We start from the raw sequence: 18547 nt of genomic DNA, 5'->3' as shown, positions 1-18547 counted from the left end.
TTATGAAAATGAAACACATAAAAATAGGCTTAATGGTAATGCTATCATTTGTAATGGTGCAGTGCAGTGATGATTTTTTAGACAAAACGCAGCCAGATACTATCAATACCGGAAATTATCCTACCAATGCTGAGGAATTAATCACAATGGTTAACGGTGCTTATCAGCCATTGCAATGGCCAAAACTATATAATTTCAGAATGTGGACCAGTGATATATTTGCAGGCAACAGCATTGTTGGTGCCGGCGGAGGTGAAGATGGAATTGAAACCACGAACTTATCTAATTTTGTTACAACTCCAAGTAACGAAGGGGTCTTGGACTTATGGCGTGGACCATGGCCAGGAATATTGAGATCAAATATTGTTTTATCAGTCGGACCAAAGCTAAATATTGACGAATCAGTTAAAAATAGATGTTTAGGCGAGGCGTACTTTTTAAGAGCACAGTATTATTTTATTTTAGTTCGTTTTTTTGGCGATGTTCCATTAATTACTGAGCCTCAAAATTCAAACAGCGATCTTTATCCATCACGTACATCAAAAGATAAAGTATATGCTTTGATATTAAGTGATTTGGAAAAAGCTGTTGCCATGCTTCCTACCAAGCAGGAAATGTCAGAGGGAGATAAAGGGCGTGCAAGTAAAGGATCTGCAATTGGTTTATTGGCTAAAGTAAATCTTACATTAAGCAATTGGCAGCAGGTTGTCGATCTAACGACAAAACTGGAAACAATGGGATATGGATTGAATGCAGATTACAGCGACAATTTCAGGACTGAAACTGAAAATTCTAAGGAATCTCTTTTTGAAGTTCAATATGCTGCCAATGCAGGATATGATTTTTGGAGTAATGAAAATCAGGCTTCATGGGCAAGTACTTTTACAGGGCCAAGAAGTTCTAATATGGTAGCAGGAGCTTACGGATGGAGCCAGCCAACTCAGGAGTTTTTTAACAGTTATGAGAATGGCGATCTTCGTAAGGATAAAACGGTATTGTATCAGGGATGCCCTGATTTTGCGGGAATCCCTTACAGTGCTTCCTATTCCTTGACAGGATATAATTTAAGAAAGTTTTTAGTACCGCTAAGCATTTCACCTTCTTATGATAACAGCCCGCTGAATTTCCCTGTGCTTCGCTATTCTGATGTTTTATTAATGAAAGCAGAGGCTCTTAATGAATTAGGGAATACTTCACAGGCAGAAACACCGCTTAATCTGGTGCGCAGACGTGCAGGTTTGGCTAACATTAATACTGGACTTGGTAAAGCTGCATTTAGAGATGCGGTTCTGCATGAGAGGAGAATAGAATTAGCATTTGAAGGGCAAAGATGGTTTGACCTTATAAGAGTGGAAAATGGACAGTACGGATTGGATTTTCTTCATTCTATTGGTAAAACAAATGCGGATCAGCATCATTTGCTTCTTCCAATACCGCAAATTGAGCGTGACAGAAATCCTAATTTAAGCCAAAATCCAGGCTACTAAAATTGAAGTGCTATGAAAAAAAATAAAAATTATATAGTTTGGACAAGATGCGCGATTGTTTTCTTGTTGTTTTTATCTGCAGCTTTGTCAAGCTGCAGCAATGATGATCTTCAGGCTAAAAATTTTAGTGCTGATGTGTTAAAGCTAACGTTGAGCAGTACCGACATGGTTTTGGACCAAAGCATGTTTCAGCAAAAATTCAGTTTTAAGTGGAGTACAGGCGATAACAAGGGAACAGGCGCTTCGATTTCATATAAACTGGAAATTGATAAGAAAGAGAATAATTTCGCTAATGCGGTCGAATATGATTTTGGAAAAAACAGATACGACTTTGATATCAATGTGGCAACATTAAATTCGATACTGCTTACTACTTTCAACGGAGAGGCAGGCAAAGCGATTGCTTTGCAGGCTAGGATTACAGCAACTTTTGGCGATAAGGGTGTAGCGCCGCAAACTTCAGTAGTCGATTTTAATTTAACACCTTACAAACCATTATCAACTGAATTATTTATGGTTGGTGATGCCTCGCCAAATGGATGGGATATTACAAAAGCTTCGGCTTTGACCGCGCAGACAGCTAATCCTGTGGTTTTTGTATATTCTGGACAATTAAGCAAAGGAAAATTTAAGTTTGCAGTAAATACCGATTCTTGCTTTTGTCAGGATTTTTACACAAAAGACGGTGCAGATGCTGGCAAGTTAGTTTATAATTCGGGTGGAAGCGGTTCTGATCTTCAATGGGAAATTACCAAAGCGGGATTGTACAAAATTACAGTTAACATCTTAAAATTAACGATTGTAATTGAAGAACAAAGTAGTCCTGCTTTTACACAATTATGGATTGTTGGCGATGCAAGTCCAAGTGGATGGAATATCGATACTCCTGAAGCTTTTACCGTAACAGATAATCCTTTTATTTTCACATATGAAGCTACTTTAATTCCAGGAAATTTTAAGATACTTGCTGGTGCAAAAGGCAATTGGTGCGGAGAATGGTTCAGACCTCTGGTAAATAATCAAGTATTAACAGAAACTGGAGTAGCACAAAATTCAGGCTGTGATGTTGATAATTCATGGCAGGTTACTACGCAAACTGCAGGAAGATACAAAATTACACTTGATATAAGCACAAACGTTATCAAGATTACCCCTGTTGAAGTTTATCTGATCGGCAGTGCCACACCAAATGGATGGAATATGGGATCACTGCTTCCGATGACTAAAAACGGCAGTGTCTATACGTACAGCGGACCTTTGACTGCAGGGGAATTTAAATTTACAAAATACAATACCAATTGGTGTGAGGGTACTGAAATTACAGCGGTATCAGCAAACCAGGCGATTACTAATACAAATTTTACTATACGTGATAAATGTGATGGTGACGATAATAAATGGGTGGTAAGCGCAGCGCAGGCAGGCAACCATACTATTACATTAGATCTTTCAACAAATGTCCTTACAATCAACTAAAGATGAGTATTACAAATAAAATAATAAAGCTGTTTTTTCTTTGCCTCTTTTTAAGTTTTGCATCATGCCAAAGTGACGATGACAATGGAAAGATTGAATATGCGGAAGATGCAGTTATTGCAAAGATTACCCTTAAAACAGATAAAGCCAGTTATAAACCAGGTGAAACGGTAAACTTTACAGCGGATAAAGTTTTTAATAGTTCTCTTATTCGCTATACCCATCTTGGAAAAGTTATTAAGGAGGAAACTTTTAGCGGAACTTCATGGAGCTGGCTTCCGCCTTCTGATGATTTTCAAGGGTACATGGTTGCCATTTACCAGACAAATACTGACGGTACCCAAACTATTTTGGGTACTGTAGGTATTGACGTGTCATCAGATTGGGCTAAATTTCCCCGTTATGGATTTCTATCGGAGTTTGGTAATATTTCGGAATCGGACAGGACCGCAGTTATAGATAATCTAAAGGATTATCATATTAATGGAATCCAATTCTATGATTGGCAGTACAGACAGCATCAGCCATTGGCGGGTACAGTCTCAAATCCGATGCCGGTATGGAAGGATATAATTAACAGAGAGGTATATGGAAGCACAGTTTCAGGCTATATAGCCCAGGCCCATAGCAAAAATATGAAAGCAATGTTTTATAACCTTGCTTATGGGGTTTTGAATGATTACGACCCAAATCTTATCAAACCGCAGCAGTTTGTCTATAAAGATGCCAACCATAATGATAAAGACAAGCATGAGTTAGGATGGCCGTTTATCAGTAACATTTACATTACTGATCCTGCTAACACAGCATGGCAGAGCTATCTAGGGCAGAAAAATGATGATGTTTATAAAGTTTATGATTTTGATGGTTTTCATATTGACCAGCTTGGCGACAGAGGTAATGTTTTCAGATATGATGGTACAAATGCTGATTTGAAAAATGCATTCCCTCCTTTTATTTCAGCTATGAAGTCTGCTAATACCAATAAAAAACTGGTTATGAACGCAGTAAATCAATATGGACAAAAAGAAATGGCTGGTAAAGAACTTGATTTTTTATACACTGAAGTATGGTCTCCTAATGAAGGGTTTAAAGATTTGACACAAGTTCTTGCAGATAATGCAGCTTACAGCAATAACAGTAAAAATACTGTATTAGCGGCCTATATGAACTACAATAAAGCGAATAACCAAGGCATGTTTAATACTCCAGGTGTACTTTTGACGGATGCTGTCATATTTGCTTTTGGAGGATCTCATTTGGAATTAGGTGAGCATATGCTGGGTAAGGAGTACTTTCCAAATAAAAACCTAAGCATGAGTGCGGAGCTGAAATCTTCACTTTTGGAATATTACGATTTTATGACGGCTTACCAAAACCTTCTTCGTGATGGCGGAACTTTTACAAATCCGACCATTGCCACTGGTGACGGAAAGCTGAATCTAGGCAGCTGGCCTCCAACTATGGGCAAAGTTGCTGCAGTGGGAAAACAAGTTGGTAGCAAAGAAGTAATACATCTTTTGAATTTTACTAATGCTAATTCTTTGAATTGGAGAGATACTGACGGAACACAAAAAGTTCCAGATGTAATTAAGCAGGCGATGCTTAATTTAAACCATAGCAGCAAAGTTACCAGAATCTGGTACGCTTCACCAGACTATAATGGAGGTGCAGCTGTTGAACTTTCATTTTCTCAAAATGGGGACAAGGTGAATTTTAAAGTGCCGTCACTTCAATATTGGGGAATGATTGTAGTTGAATAGCCCCAAAACTACTGAGAATTGCCCCATTGTTATGGGGCAATTTTTATAAACTCGTGTTAAGCTTTTCGAGCGGAACACATTTCTGCAAGCGCTGGATGTATTTTCAATGCTTAAACTAATCGATATGTTATATTATGAAAAAATCTATTTTTTACTGCTGCGTAATTTTCTGTATTCTGGTCTCTCAAGCATACTCGCAAAAGAAAGAGCAGTATTTAGGGAATTGTACCTCTTATTCAGTAAATGGAAATAAAGTTGTCTTCAGCTGTGCAAATAATTCAAAAGTCATGCTTCAGTTATGCAGCGGTGAAGTCGTTAAAATATGGGTGTCTGCCGATGGAAATTTTGTCAGGAATAATGAATCTTTTGCAGTTATAGAAGAAGATCTAGGCTGGAAAGGTACCGTTAATGTAAAGGAGGAACCATCGACCTATGAAATTTTTACCGAGCAGCTGAGAATACGGGTAAATAAGGCTCCGTTTCAGTTACAGATATTTGATAAGTATCAAAAACTTCTTTTCAGTGATTATGCTGAAAAAGGATTTGTTTATGATAGTGGCAAAATAAGAACCAATAAAGTTTTACGAAATGACGAACAATTTTTTGGATTGGGTGAAAAATCAGGGAACCTGAATCGTCGTGGAAGTGCTTATAAAATGTGGAACAGCGATCAGCCATGTTATGGCGTTAATGAAGATCCGCTTTACAAAAGCATTCCCTTTTTTATGAGCAGTTACCGTTACGGCATTTTCTTTGACAATACCTATAAGACAGAATTTAAGTTCGGAAGTGAGAGTAATGATTATTATTCATTTGAAGCCCCGGCTGGGCAGATGGTCTACTACTTTATGTTTGGTAATGATTACAAGCAGATAATACAAAACTATATAGCCTTAACTGGGAAACCGATTATGCCGCCTAAATGGGCTTTGGGCTTTTCGCAATGTCGAGGAGATTATACACGTGAGGATCAGGCAAGGGAAATTGCTGCAGAGTTCCGAAAAAGAAAAATCCCATGTGATATTATCTATCAGGATATAGGCTGGACAGAGGGGCTTCAGGATTTTGACTGGAGAAAAAACAATTATACCAATCCAAAAGGAATGGTAAAAGATTTAAGCGATATGGGCTTTAAAATGATTGTATCACAGGATCCCGTTATTTCACAGGCAAACCAGAAACAATGGAAAGAGGCTGATGCGCTTGGTCATCTTGTAAAAGATATCCGAACAGGCAAATCTTATGATATGCCATGGCCTTGGGGAGGCAATTGCGGGGTTGTAGATTTTACAAAACCTGAAGTTGCAGATTGGTGGGGCAGCTATCAGCAGAAGCCTTTAAATGATGGGGTACGTGGATTTTGGACAGATATGGGAGAACCGGCATGGAGCAATGAAGACGCTGTTGACAGACTCAATATGAAACACCATCTTGGAATGCATAACGAGATTCATAATGTATATGGATTTACTTGGGATAAGGTAGTAACCGAGCAGTTTTATAAGCATAATCCAAATAAGAGAATATTTCAAATGACCAGATCGGCTTATGCGGGACTGCAGCGTTATACTTTCGGATGGAGCGGCGATTCAGGAAATGGCAGCAATGTGCTGGACGGATGGAAACAAATGGTCAATCAGATTCCTGTGGGTCTTTCTGCTGGTATGGGATTAATTCCGTTTTGGACCTGTGATATTTCAGGGTACTGCGGGGATATAAAGGATTATGATGCTATGGCAGAATTATATGTAAGATGGCTGCAGTTTGGTGTTTTTACGCCACTTAGCCGTGCGCATCATGAAGGTGGTAACGCGGTGGAACCATGGAAATTCGGAACGGAGGCAGAAAATATAAGCCGAAAAAGTATAGAGATGAAATACAGGCTTTTCCCTTATCTGTATACTTATGCCCGCGAAGCCCATGATACGGGACTTCCGATAATGAGAGCCTTGCTGTTGGAATATCCGAATGATAAAGAAACATTTAAATTAAATGGGCAGTTTCTTGTTGGAAAAGAACTGCTGGTAGCACCGGTCGTAGAACAAGGTGCTGTTACTAAAGAGGTGTACCTTCCTGAAGGAGAGTGGATTGATTTTAATAACGGCAAAACCAAGTATAAAGGGGAGCAGTGGATTACAGTTGATGCCCCGCTAAATACAATTCCAGTTTTTGTAAAGAAAGGCAGCATAATACCACAGATGCCTGTAATGCAGTACATTGATGAAAAGAAAGTATACCCGGTTACATTTGAAATATTTCCAGCTAATATAAATAAAGAGACTTCATTTGTATTCTATGAAGACGACGGGGAAAGCCGTGACTACGAAAGAGATGTCTTTTGTAAAACCAAGATAAGTTCAAAGGCAACAAATGAAGATATCAAGATTACTATAGGCGAGCGTGAATCTAAAGGATATAGTCCTGCCGGTCCAAGGAATTTCATTTTAAAAATTCATACATCAAGCAAACCTAAGGATATTTTTGCAGGTGGAGAAAAATTAAAAATGTTAAAGCAGATGCGATGGAGAAAAATATTGAAGCCGATTTTGCAAAAATAAACTGGAGCTGGAATGAAGCTGAAAATGTTATCACAGTAAAGATTCCTGATTCTGGAAAAAATGCAGTAATCACAATTAAAAATTAAAAATTATTATACTCACAATGAAACACTTTTTTCTCACCGCTATTTTGTGGTTTGGCATTTTTTCTGCCAATGCACAGGATTTAAAATCGCCAGATGGCAACTTTTTAATGCACTTTTCCCTGGAGGCAGACGGAACTCCGGTTTATAAACTAATCTATAAAGGCAAAGATGTCATAAAAACAAGCAAGTTAGGTTTTACCCTTAAAAATGATAATAAGTCATTAGTAAATGATTTTAGAATAGAAGACACTAAAGCCAGTTCTTTCGATGAAAATTGGAAACCTGTCTGGGGAGAAGTAGCGTCAATTCGTAATCATTATAATGAATTGGCGGTAACTTTAAACCAAAAACAAACGGATCGAAAAATGATCATTAGATTTCGTCTTTTTGATGATGGACTGGGGTTCCGTTATGAATTTCCCCAGCAAAATAACCTGATTTATTTCACCATTAAAGAAGAACGAACCCAGTTTGCTATGGCGGGAGATCATACCGCTTATTGGATTCCCGGAGACTATGATACGCAGGAATACAATTATACCACTTCAAAACTTTCTGAAATAAGAGGCTTGATGGAAAAAGCATATACAAAAGGGAATGCTTCGCAGACTTCGTTCTCTCCAACCGGTGTGCAGACTTCACTGATGATGAAAAGCCAGGATGGATTGTATATTAACCTTCATGAAGCAGCTCTAATTAATTATTCTTGTATGCATCTTAATCTGGATGATAAAAATTTTGTATTTGAATCATGGCTGACCCCTGATTCGCATGGGGATAAAGGCAAGATGCAGGCACCTTGCAAAACGCCATGGAGAACTGTTATTGTAAGTGATGATGCTCGTAACATTTTGGCTTCGAAATTGACTTATAATTTAAATGAACCAAGTAAAATTCAAGAAACTTCATGGATTAAACCAACAAAATACGTGGGTGTATGGTGGGAAATGATTTCAGGAAAAAGCACTTGGTCTTACACTGATGAATTTCCTTCAGTTCAGCTTGGCGTTACTGATTTCTCTAAAGCCAAACCAAATGGAAAACATGGTGCCACTAATACCAATGTAAAAAAGTATATAGACTTTGCAGCTAAAAATGGATTTGATGCCGTGTTGGTGGAAGGATGGAATGAAGGCTGGGAAGACTGGATTGGCCACGAGAAAGATTATGTTTTTGATTTTGTTACGCCATATCCTGATTTTGACCTGAAAGGATTAAATGATTATGCACATGCAAAGCATGTAAAACTTATTATGCATCATGAAACTTCGGGAGCTGTACGTAATTATGAACGCCATATGGATGCTGCATACAAATTGATGAAGCAATACGGATATGATGCTGTAAAAAGCGGATATGTAGGTAATATACTTCCACTTGGCGAAACGCATTACAGCCAATGGACAAATAATCATTATCAATATGCTGTCGAAAAAGCAGCAGATTACCAGATTATGGTAAATGCGCACGAGGCGGTGCGTCCAACCGGTATTGCACGTACTTATCCTAATCTTATCGGCAATGAATCTGCACGAGGAACTGAGTATCAGGCTTTCGGTAATGACAGAAATAATGCTAACCATGTTACAATATTGCCTTTTACAAGGTTAATAGGGGGACCGATGGATTATACTCCGGGAATTTTTGAAATGGATGTTACAAATGGTTCACATGTAAATGCTACTATTGCAAATCAATTGGCACTTTATGTAACCATGTACAGTCCATTGCAAATGGCGGCAGATTTTCCTGAAAACTATGAACGTTTTGCAGATGCTTTCCAATTTATTAAAGATGTTGCGGTGGATTGGGATGACAGTAGATATCTTGAAGCTGAACCGGGACAGTATATTACAGTAGCCAGAAAGGCCAAAGGAACTGACAACTGGTTTTTAGGAAATGTAAATGGAGAAACTCGACGTGTATCTAATATTGATCTTGGATTTCTTGAAAAAGGCAAAAAGTATACTGCTACAATTTATGCTGATGCTAAAGACGCAAATTATAAAACTAATACTCAGGCCTACACCATCCGTAAAGTTGTTGTGACAAGCAATTCAAAGCTTTCGCAGTATTCGGCCCCGGGTGGAGGATATGCAATTAGTTTTTATCCAGTAGCTGAGACAGCTAAAAAAAAGAGATAAAGACCTAAATGGACTAAAAATTTAATTAATTAGTTTTTTTAAGGATCGTTGCTGTTAAACAGACTGCAGCGATCTTTATGCATTATAACTAACCTCTTGTATATTTAAACTTATCTAAGATGAAAAAATACATATTTAATCTTGTTTTCTTTTTTTGATGCTATATGGCAGCAATTATCTGTATAGCCAGGATCCATGGAAGCTTTCGGCTGATAAACCGGATTCCAATAATTATTATGGAGAAACGGTGGCCAATGGCATGATCGGAATCATCTCATCGCCAGAGCCTTTAAAGGTGAAAGAAGTCGTATTGGCAGGAACTTACGATATCTACAAGCGCGGCAGGGTTAGCAGTTTCATTCCAAATTACAATCTGCTGAATATAAGACTGGCTTTTAATGGTGAATCTGTGCAGACCTATAATATTAATAATTATAAACAGGAATTGGATATGCGCAATGGAGCTTTCACCGGTTCTTTTCAATTTAAGGATTTTGCTTCTGTAACTTATTCATACTATGCTTTGCGACATCTTCCGCATTGCGTGATGATGGTAGTCAGTGTAAATACACAAAAAGATGTGGATATCAACGTGGAGAATCTTTTGGAGACTCCTTCGTCACTTAATAATCAGCAGAATTATTTTCAGAATATTACAAATGCCCATATCAATATACCATTATTGACTTCTGTCGCCTATACGCCGAGAGGAAGATCTAAAATAGCTGTTTCAAATACATTTCTGTTTGATGAAGGAAAAAAGCAGCAGCCTGAGATTCTGCATAGAATGAATGACGCTGATATGCATGCCATGTCATTTGACAAAAAACTAAAAGCGGGCCAGACCTATTCTTTTGCTTTGATAGCAGCCTTATATCATCAGATCATATAAATGATCCTTATAATGAAGCAGAAAGGTTGACTATTTATGCAGCCTTAGAAGGAAAGTCAAGGCTTTTAAACAGGCATATGCAGGAATGGAATACCTTATGGCAGAGCGATATACAAATAGAGGGTGATCCCCAGGCCCAGCAGGACGTAAGAAGCATGCTTTATCACCTCTATTCCTTCACACGAAAAAACACATCCCTTTCTCCATCTCCAATGGGACTTAGCGGGCTGGGATATAACGGACATGTGTTTTGGGATACCGAAATCTGGATGTTTCCTCCGATGCTATTGCTTCATCCTGACATAGCTAAAAGCATGATTGAGTATCGTTTTCAGAGATTGGATGCCGCACGTAAAAAAGCTGCGTTATATGGTTATGACGGCGCAATGTATCCTTGGGAAAGTGCAGATTCAGGATCTGAAGAAACTCCAGTCAATGCTTTAACGGGAGCATTTGAACATCATATCACGGGAGATGTTGCTATTGCGGCCTGGCAGTATTACCTGGTTACGGGGGACAAGGAATGGCTGAAAGAAAAAGGATGGCCGATATTAAAAGCAACTGCAGAATTTTGGGCGAGCCGAGTAGAGAAGAATGATAAAGGTGAGTATGAAATAAAGAATGTTGTTGCAGCAGATGAATGGGCTGAGAATATTGACAATAATGCTTATACGAACGGAACAGCTATCAGAAATCTGCAGTATGCATCTAAATGCGCAGCTGTTTTGGGCGGTACAGCTCCAAAGGAATGGAATCTGATCGCTACAAAAATTCCTATTTCAAAAATGAGCAACGGTGTGACGCGGGAACACGACAGCTATTCAGATCAGAATATTAAGCAGGCCGACGTCAATCTGCTGGCATATCCATTGCAGATTATAACTGACAGAAATCAAATAGAAAAGGATTTAAAATTCTATGAAACTAAAATACCCCATTCCGATACACCAGCTATGACACAAGCCATATTTTCATTGCTGTACAGCCGTTTAGGAGACAGCGATCAGGCTTATCATTGGTTTAAAGATGCCTATCAGCCAAATCTAAATCCTCCCTTTAGGGTCATTGCAGAATGCAAGGGCGGAACAAACCCTTATTTTGCAACAGGTGCCGGGGGTGTTCTGCAGGCAGTTATGATGGGATTCGGAGGTTTGGATATAGATGCAGGCGGAGGTATTAAACAAGTCAAATCAGTATTGCCTAAAAATTGGAAAAAAGTAACAATTACAGGAGTTGGAGCAGAAAAGAAGACTTTCATTAGAGCTCAGTAAATTTCGTATCTTAATTAATAGAAGATAAATAGGCGGTTTAGGTAATTCATATACCGTCTTTTTTTGGTAAAATAGGTAAAGTTTTTGTTGTTAACTGGTATTATAGAATATTTTCTAAATTTTATTAAAATACGGATAATTTGCCTATTTAGTTTGCTGTATTTTCAAAAAGGAAATTCAGGGTAGGTGAGAAGCAAGCTAAAATTATTTTAAAATTACTATATTTAGTATCAAAAAAATACGATAAAGCAGTAGAGAAAAATATCTATATCCTTAACGGGATTTCGAACCATGCTCGAGATTCGATTAAATCTCTAATAGCAACACTTTAAGACTGTTTATTTCAAACAGGCTAAGAATTTCTTGTGAAAAAATCGAACCACAGATATTAGGCTGTGAAGGCTTGATAAATCTATAAGTTTGTGTATAAAAAAAGAGACAACTATTTGCTAGCTGTCTCCTTATGTGACCTTACTGAACAATTTACAAACCATTTCATGAATGATTTAAAGAAATTAGCTTATTTTCAGGTGAATTTGTAAGATAATTATTTTGAATTTTTATTCAAGAGCGGTTTGTATGTCCTGTAGGGGTTATATGTTGATTACCTGCCTCTCAGTTTATTGTCCCATTCTTCTTTGGCTCGTTTCCTTTCATCTTCATTTTCTTCGTCATCATAATGAATCATTTCTTCAGCCATAGCAGTTTGCTGCTGGGCTTCATGAGCGTAAACATACATTTTTTGCTCATAATCTCTAACAGCTGATAATGTGTCTGGAAAATTGCATTCAGTAAGATTCGTGCTTAAATGAAGAGCGTCTAATAAGCCTATATTTACGCCAATACCTGCAAACGGAGGCATCAGGTGCGCTGCATCACCAATTAATGTAATATCGCTTTGGCTTTTCCATGGCTGGTCCAGGTACATTCTTCGCATAGGAAGACCTGTGAAGTTATCTGTGGCGTCAAATAATTCCTTAAAGGTTGGATGCCAGTTTTTGGTAATTTTGTTTAAATATTCTTTTACAGACTCTGGCTGGGAAAAAATTATATTGTTTTGTTCGGCCCAATTTTCATCTGCACGAAAAGAGATAAAATAATTTAGAGCACCTTTTGATTTTGTTTGAGTATAAAAAAACTTGCCTTCAGCACCCGTCCCAGTATTTTCATTACCGCAGAGTTTTTTAAAACTTGGACAGCTTTTAAGGGGGTCTAAAACCTCTCCCTGTATAATAAATGTACCTGTGTATCTAGGTTCGATGTCGGTAACAAATTTTCTGGCATTACTGCTGCCTCCATTGGCTACAATTACAAAATCGGCAGTTGCTTTTGTTCCGTTTTTAAAATTTAAATTATATTGATCTTTTTTCTTAGTAATGTCTATCAATTGTGAGTCCCAAACCACAGTATCTGGATGCAGATTTTCAAGAAAAATTCGTCTAAAATCGTTTCTGTCTATTTCAGGTTTTTCATGCTGATTTTCTTCTGTTGGCAGGTTTTCTTCCAGTACATTTCCCTGCGTATCTAATTGACGTTCCCCTATAGGTCTTGAATTCTGATAGAAAATTTCAAGTATGCCCGCTTTTTCTAAAGCGATCTGTCCTGTAGTTATGTGAATATCAAGTGTTCCCCAAGATACTCTTGATTGGGCATTCAAATCTCTTTCATATATTGTTACATCAATTCCTTTCTGATGAAGAATTTTTGCAGTTGTTAATCCTACCGGCCCGCCGCCTATAATGGCTACTTTTTTATCTTTCAATAACATAATGCTGTATTTTTAATATTTACAGCACAAAATTATTTATCAGGGATGGCAGAAACTTGAATAAATCGGTCATTCTGATTTCTATACAATTCTCTGGGATTGACTCCGGATATTTTTTTTACTTCTCTGCTGAAATGTGCCTGATCAGAAAAATCCAGTTTAGGGAAAAGCTCTCCATTTTTTATCTGCTCGAATGATTCCTTGAATCTAAGATATCGACAATAAACTTTTAATGAGATTCCAAAATATTTGGTAAAATAGCGATTGATTTGTCTGCTGGTCAAGAAAGATTTTTCAGCTAATTCGGCAACTGAGATCTCACCATTTGATGCATAAATTAATTCAAAAAGTTTTTTCTTTCTGTTATCGATGTCTTTTGGAATTAATTGTTTTATAATATTAGTCGCTTTAAGACAGAAAGTATCAAAATCTGTTAAGTCATTTTTTCCAAAACTCCAGAAATTATTGGGCATTAATTCAAATTCATTTATAAGATCTGCGATGGATCTATTAAATAAGTATTCAGCCGAAATAAGTTTGAAACTGATAAAGTACATTTTGGTATTTCCATCCACTTTTCTTTTATCATAAGATGTCCCAAGTCCAAGTAAGCAAATTTGAAACGGTTCATCCTGATCTTGTGAGAGAATCAGGTCAAAACTGGCATCAGGCATAACAATAACTTCTTTTTCAATTCCGCTGGAATTTTCAGCCATCCAAAAGCATTCAACAAAATCTGCAATCGATTGGTCTGCTTCAATTTTTCTGTATGTTATGAAATCGCCAGCCATTTTTTTTGTTATTTGAGAAATAAAAATAATGAAATCGGTTTTAAAATTCTAATAAATAAAATTTGAAAGAATAGAAAAGTATTAAATCTAGACCCCATGGTTTTAAATAAGTTTTTAGAATAAAATGGGATTGTATAAGAACAAAATGATAGTTAAGAAATGAATCAATTTTTATCCTCAGTTGGACAACAAAAGGCTTAAAAAATCTACACATTAGTGCATAAAAAAAGAGACAACTATTATATAGTTGTCTCTTTAAGTGACCGACGGGATAAATTCAACATTTTTTTGGATGATTTGAAGAAATTGGCTTATTATATGTAGATATTTGTCTTTCAGTGGTTTTGGTGATTTGGTTTAGATGTGGCTTAAGCATTTGTTTAAAAATAGAATCAAGTCCATCCTGAGTATGCTATACAAAAGAATCAAATTATATACACTTTTCTCAAAAAAATGCGGTCTTCAAAGACTTCAATTTTGAATAATATTTTTTACAAATCTTAAAGGTACTCAGCTTTAATAGCTCTATCCAGCGAGGCTCTCCAAAAAATTACAATTACAGCCAGTGCACCGAAAGCCAGACCAATCCATGGCGTAATTGATATTCCGTAATGATTAATAAACCACCCGTCTATAGAAGTACCTAGGGAAACACCAAGATTTCCAAACGAAGTCTGAAGACTGTTCGCAAATTCTTTTGCATCAGATGCAGCCGATACCATATGGCCGACGCCAATTAGGAAGCATGGTCCATACATAATACCCCAAAATCCCACCACAATTGAAATGCTGAGCAGTGAACTGCCGGTATATTGAAATGCAAATGGAAGCAGAAATGTGCCCAATGTTTCGTTATCATAATCATAAGGCTGGCAGCCGTACCCAGACAGCTCAAAGCCGCAGTGCCGCCATCGAAGATTCCGTCTTTAAGGTCAGGTAAATTTGTGGGGATGGTCGCAGATAATCCCGACTGTAAGATCGAGCTCAAAACCTTTCGTTCTTCTATTGTCAATGACCATGAGGCTCAATCTGGTGGTAAAAAAAGAAGGGTTGACCGCGTAGCGTTTCATTCCAATTAAAGGAAAATGAGCTGGGCAGCTGCATCATTCTGAAGTTAATTGCATAAAATACTATTATGGATTTTAAGCAGTCCTTTTATTGTAATCACGCTTCTGTCTGTAGCGGAATCTAAAAAGATTAAACCTCGATCGTGGAGCAGGATGAGAGTTTCCAGTATTAATGCCTGTTTTTCCTTTTCAGCCGGATTGCCGCTCGAGGTTTGCTTGGAGGTGTCAACGGCCGGGCCAATTAATTGTGACAGTTCTTCCAGAGAACAGCTCATCCCATATCTGACAGAAAGAATTTGAAGGATTTCTTGTATAATAGATGAGGTTCCCATGATGCGGAGTCTTTATTTTAAATATACGTAAAATTATGCCTTCTGGTTCAATTTAGGTTTCATTTTCTGTTTTTTGATGCTGCTTCTGCCAAGATAGATTTTTTTAGTGATGATTTTGCACTCTGTAAATCGGAATGTTTTGTTTTTTGTATTTGGGATCCGGCAGACTTTGCCGCTTTGAATAAAAATAAATGTTTTTTTTCTTTTTTTTAGTACAAAAATACGTATAAATACTCGTTGAATCATTATCTTAAAAGTATATATTTGAACTGTAAACCAGTGCTATAGCTCCTTATGGACTAATGCATAATACTACGAGCAAGTAACCCTTAAATAACCAAAATAACATGAGAAAAAATTACATTTCTGCTGTACTTCTCATCTGCTTTGCTTTAAAGCTGCAGGCCCAGACACCTTCCATTAATGAAGCACAGCGCGTGTCTTATTTCAGCGATTCCTACACCAAAAAAATTGATGATAAGGTAGAAACATTGAAGGCAAAAAATGATGCGCTGGACGCGGAAGCTAAGAATGAGAAAGACATAAATAAAATAGCCGCCATCACAGCCGAAAAACAGGTAAACACCGATCTGATTAATGCCCTTCAGATTTACGGAAATGTAGATGCGAAAAAAGATTATAGCGAACTTTTCAATAAATTGATCAATCAGAAAAGGGATACCATCAATAATGTATACGCCCAAGGCCTGAAAAGCGACAAGCTTACGCTTGGACAGATAGATTCCATTTACAATCTGATAGCAAAAAAGAGAAAGGAAATAGCGGCCCTTGAGATTGAAAGGGATGAAACAGTGGCTGCTTTCGGTAAATTTCCATGGTTTTTTCCTTCATGGAAAAAAATTAACCGTAAAAAGTTTTTTCACGATATGTACAGCAATAAGACTGATAAAACCATACTGCTGAACTCTTTTGCCTTAAACGCCAACAGTGATGCTTCCGCAGTACAGACAGAAGTGGTAACAGATAATATGTGGGCGCTGCGCGTATCCTTTGGCAGTGTGCTTTCGATTTCCAACAGCAAGAGCGCCGATACGCAAGAAGCGCCAGATGAACAGACAAAGAAGAAAACCGAACAGGAAGCTTTCAGCCGCCTGATAAACGGAGGGGGCAACTTTTATCTCGACGTAATCCTGCCAGTTTTTACAACAAACCAGAATAACGGTGACCAGATCACATTTTATGGATATGCCAATTTAAGAGGAGCGATGGATCTGGAAGGATTTAGCAGCAATGTCAATACGTCTACAGGAAATGGCACAGCTGGGCTGAATGCCTATCTTGGTATTTCTTCCGATAATAAGAAGTTCAATTTTTTTCTGCAGGGAAATGCAAATTATACCGTAGGAACAAATGAATTTTATAATAATCTGGGACTCCATAACGAAAAGCCATTTCTCAACGGGAAGATAATAGCAGGAGTGACGATGCTCAACCAGTTCCGAATATCGGCAATAGTGAATGCTTTCGGAAGCGATGAGAAAATCAGAAGCAGCAAAGTGGTGGTCGGTGTTCAGGTGCTGCCTGGATTTTAGAAAAATGGGACCGATAAATGTATATGCATTTTTAGATTTTTGTAGACATGCCAGACAGATACCTTGATATTATTGCGTCAGAAAAGGCTGCACTCAAAGCAAGACTGGCTCAGATTAGGCGACGGCATAAAAGAGAGCTTTTTGTGCTGTTTGCCATTTACGGCCTGATTATGTTATGCGTTATACTGTTTTTGCCGCCGCTTTAATTACTGCGATTTTGCTGCACAAGGAAAGAACATTGTTTTTTTTGAACGTGTTCTTTTCTTTCTTTCTTTCTTTCTTTCTTTCTTTCTTTCTTTCTTTTGCAGCTTTCGGCTTGAGGGGCACATGTGATAAACGCATTCGCTATAGGGATGTTGCACTGCTGATAAAATTCAATGCCCGCTCAGATTCCTTACAGATATTTGATATGCCGGATTTCCTTTAATTTTTTTTGTCTTGACAGGCAGATCCAGTTCGTGCATGTATTTGTAGACTGTCGTGGATGATATTTTATATCCCATAAATTGGAGTTCTGCAGCAATACGTTTGGAACCGTAACGCTTTTTGTACTTATGATAGATAGTGGTTCTGTCGCATCTGGGAATAACTTTTATCTTTAGAATTTTAAACCGATCAAAAGATGAATACTAAAGGTCATTGTTATCCAAAATACATAATTCTTCAGGCAGTATATTTCAAGCTAAGATTTACACTTAGTTACCGTGATGTTGAAGAACTAATGAAGATTAGAGGAGTCATTGTGGATCATGCGACGATTCAGCGTTGGGTTTACAAGTTTGCACCTTTGCTTGAGGCAGAAATGAAGAAGAGAAAAGGCAGAGTGGGGGAGAGTTGGAGATTGGATGAGACCTACATCAAAGTAAAAGGTATTTGGTGTTATTTATATAGGGCAGTAGATAAATTAGGCAATACGGTTGATTTTCTTTTGACCAGAAAAAGACAAAGAATGAGTGCGCAGTCATTTCTAATTAAAGCAATTAGTAATAACTACAGACCAAGAGTAGTAAACATTGATAAAAGCGGTTCTAATACTGCCGCTATCAAAGTCTATAACAAACGTTCATTCACAAAGATTAAAATCCGGCAGTGTAAATATCTCAACAATATTGTCGAACAGGACCATCGATTTATAAAATGGAGGATACAAAATGGGTTAGGCTTTAAAAGTTTTGAATCGGCAAGACGAACATTGAGCGGAATTGAAGTTGTGCATATGCTGAGAAAGAATCAAATGGTTAGACCAGGGATGACTATGTTTAAATCATTCTGTAAATTGGCGGGCTAACTTTTAAATTACTTCAATTTTTATATTTGATTCTGACAGATGCGACAGAACCATTTTTCTTATATTATATA

General features: G+C 37.5%; 15 protein-coding genes and 1 pseudogene. 11 read left to right on the top strand and 5 right to left on the bottom strand.

Annotated elements, in window-relative coordinates:
* Positions 1-8 precede the first annotated feature (8 nt).
* From BOW55_RS00635 to BOW55_RS21170, 9 genes and pseudogenes are all read left to right on the top strand, one after another.
* Positions 9-1487: a RagB/SusD family nutrient uptake outer membrane protein gene (locus BOW55_RS00635; protein WP_164974985.1), complete on the top strand. Its 1479-nt coding sequence runs from the start codon at positions 9-11 to the stop codon at positions 1485-1487.
* 12 nt (positions 1488-1499) lie between these two features.
* Entirely contained in the window at positions 1500-2963 is a 1464-nt protein-coding gene (locus BOW55_RS00630) for a SusF/SusE family outer membrane protein (RefSeq protein ID WP_073411945.1), read from the top strand.
* Positions 2964-2965: 2 nt separating this feature from the next.
* Entirely contained in the window at positions 2966-4726 is a 1761-nt protein-coding gene (locus BOW55_RS00625) for a glycoside hydrolase family 66 protein (protein WP_073411944.1), read from the top strand.
* A 134-nt stretch (positions 4727-4860) separates the two neighbouring features.
* A pseudogene (locus BOW55_RS21635) lies at positions 4861-5445 on the top strand (glycosyl hydrolase family 31); the annotation flags it as partial.
* Positions 5446-5637: 192 nt separating this feature from the next.
* Complete coding sequence (locus tag BOW55_RS00620) at positions 5638-7284, top strand: TIM-barrel domain-containing protein (RefSeq protein WP_206733577.1); 1647 nt, start codon at positions 5638-5640, stop codon at positions 7282-7284.
* A complete protein-coding gene (locus BOW55_RS21515) occupies positions 7248-7370 on the top strand; it encodes a hypothetical protein (RefSeq protein WP_256371685.1) in 123 nt (40 codons plus the stop codon). Before BOW55_RS00620 ends, BOW55_RS21515 begins: the two co-directional genes overlap by 37 nt.
* A gap of 17 nt (positions 7371-7387) precedes the next feature.
* Entirely contained in the window at positions 7388-9514 is a 2127-nt protein-coding gene (locus tag BOW55_RS00615) for a glycoside hydrolase family 97 protein (RefSeq protein WP_129022531.1), read from the top strand.
* Between the two features lie 259 nt (positions 9515-9773).
* A complete protein-coding gene (locus tag BOW55_RS21175) occupies positions 9774-10406 on the top strand; it encodes a hypothetical protein (protein ID WP_241686433.1) in 633 nt (210 codons plus the stop codon).
* A gap of 155 nt (positions 10407-10561) precedes the next feature.
* Complete coding sequence (locus BOW55_RS21170) at positions 10562-11677, top strand: hypothetical protein (protein WP_241686432.1); 1116 nt, start codon at positions 10562-10564, stop codon at positions 11675-11677.
* 604 nt (positions 11678-12281) lie between these two features.
* Here BOW55_RS21170 and BOW55_RS00605 read toward each other — a convergent pair.
* The 4 genes from BOW55_RS00605 to BOW55_RS00585 form a co-directional block, all read right to left on the bottom strand.
* A complete protein-coding gene (locus tag BOW55_RS00605; protein WP_129022530.1) occupies positions 12282-13445 on the bottom strand; it encodes an NAD(P)/FAD-dependent oxidoreductase in 1164 nt (387 codons plus the stop codon).
* Between the two features lie 32 nt (positions 13446-13477).
* Positions 13478-14236 (bottom strand): AraC family transcriptional regulator, encoded by a 759-nt coding sequence (locus BOW55_RS00600; protein WP_129022529.1) that lies wholly within the window; start codon positions 14234-14236, stop codon positions 13478-13480.
* Positions 14237-14736: 500 nt separating this feature from the next.
* Positions 14737-14994, bottom strand: a complete 258-nt coding sequence (locus BOW55_RS00595; protein ID WP_206733576.1) for an MFS transporter — start codon at positions 14992-14994, stop codon at positions 14737-14739.
* Between the two features lie 356 nt (positions 14995-15350).
* Entirely contained in the window at positions 15351-15635 is a 285-nt protein-coding gene (locus BOW55_RS00585) for a hypothetical protein (protein ID WP_129022528.1), read from the bottom strand.
* 347 nt (positions 15636-15982) lie between these two features.
* Between BOW55_RS00585 and BOW55_RS00580 the strand changes: the two genes are divergently transcribed.
* Positions 15983-17188, top strand: a complete 1206-nt coding sequence (locus tag BOW55_RS00580; protein WP_129022527.1) for a hypothetical protein — start codon at positions 15983-15985, stop codon at positions 17186-17188.
* 374 nt (positions 17189-17562) lie between these two features.
* Here the strand turns inward: BOW55_RS00580 and BOW55_RS21630 are convergent, their stop codons facing one another.
* Positions 17563-17751 (bottom strand): IS3 family transposase, encoded by a 189-nt coding sequence (locus tag BOW55_RS21630; RefSeq protein WP_223706186.1) that lies wholly within the window; start codon positions 17749-17751, stop codon positions 17563-17565.
* Positions 17752-17810: 59 nt separating this feature from the next.
* Between BOW55_RS21630 and BOW55_RS00570 the strand changes: the two genes are divergently transcribed.
* Positions 17811-18476: an IS6 family transposase gene (locus tag BOW55_RS00570; RefSeq protein WP_129022526.1), complete on the top strand. Its 666-nt coding sequence runs from the start codon at positions 17811-17813 to the stop codon at positions 18474-18476.
* The last annotated feature ends 71 nt before the right edge of the window (positions 18477-18547 follow it).

The sequence above is a fragment of the Flavobacterium sp. YO12 genome, from assembly GCF_004119495.1.
Taxonomy (GTDB): Bacteria; Bacteroidota; Bacteroidia; order Flavobacteriales; family Flavobacteriaceae; genus Flavobacterium.
The sequence above is the reverse complement of the archived record's forward strand: the minus strand, read 5'-3'. Positions and strand labels throughout refer to the sequence as shown.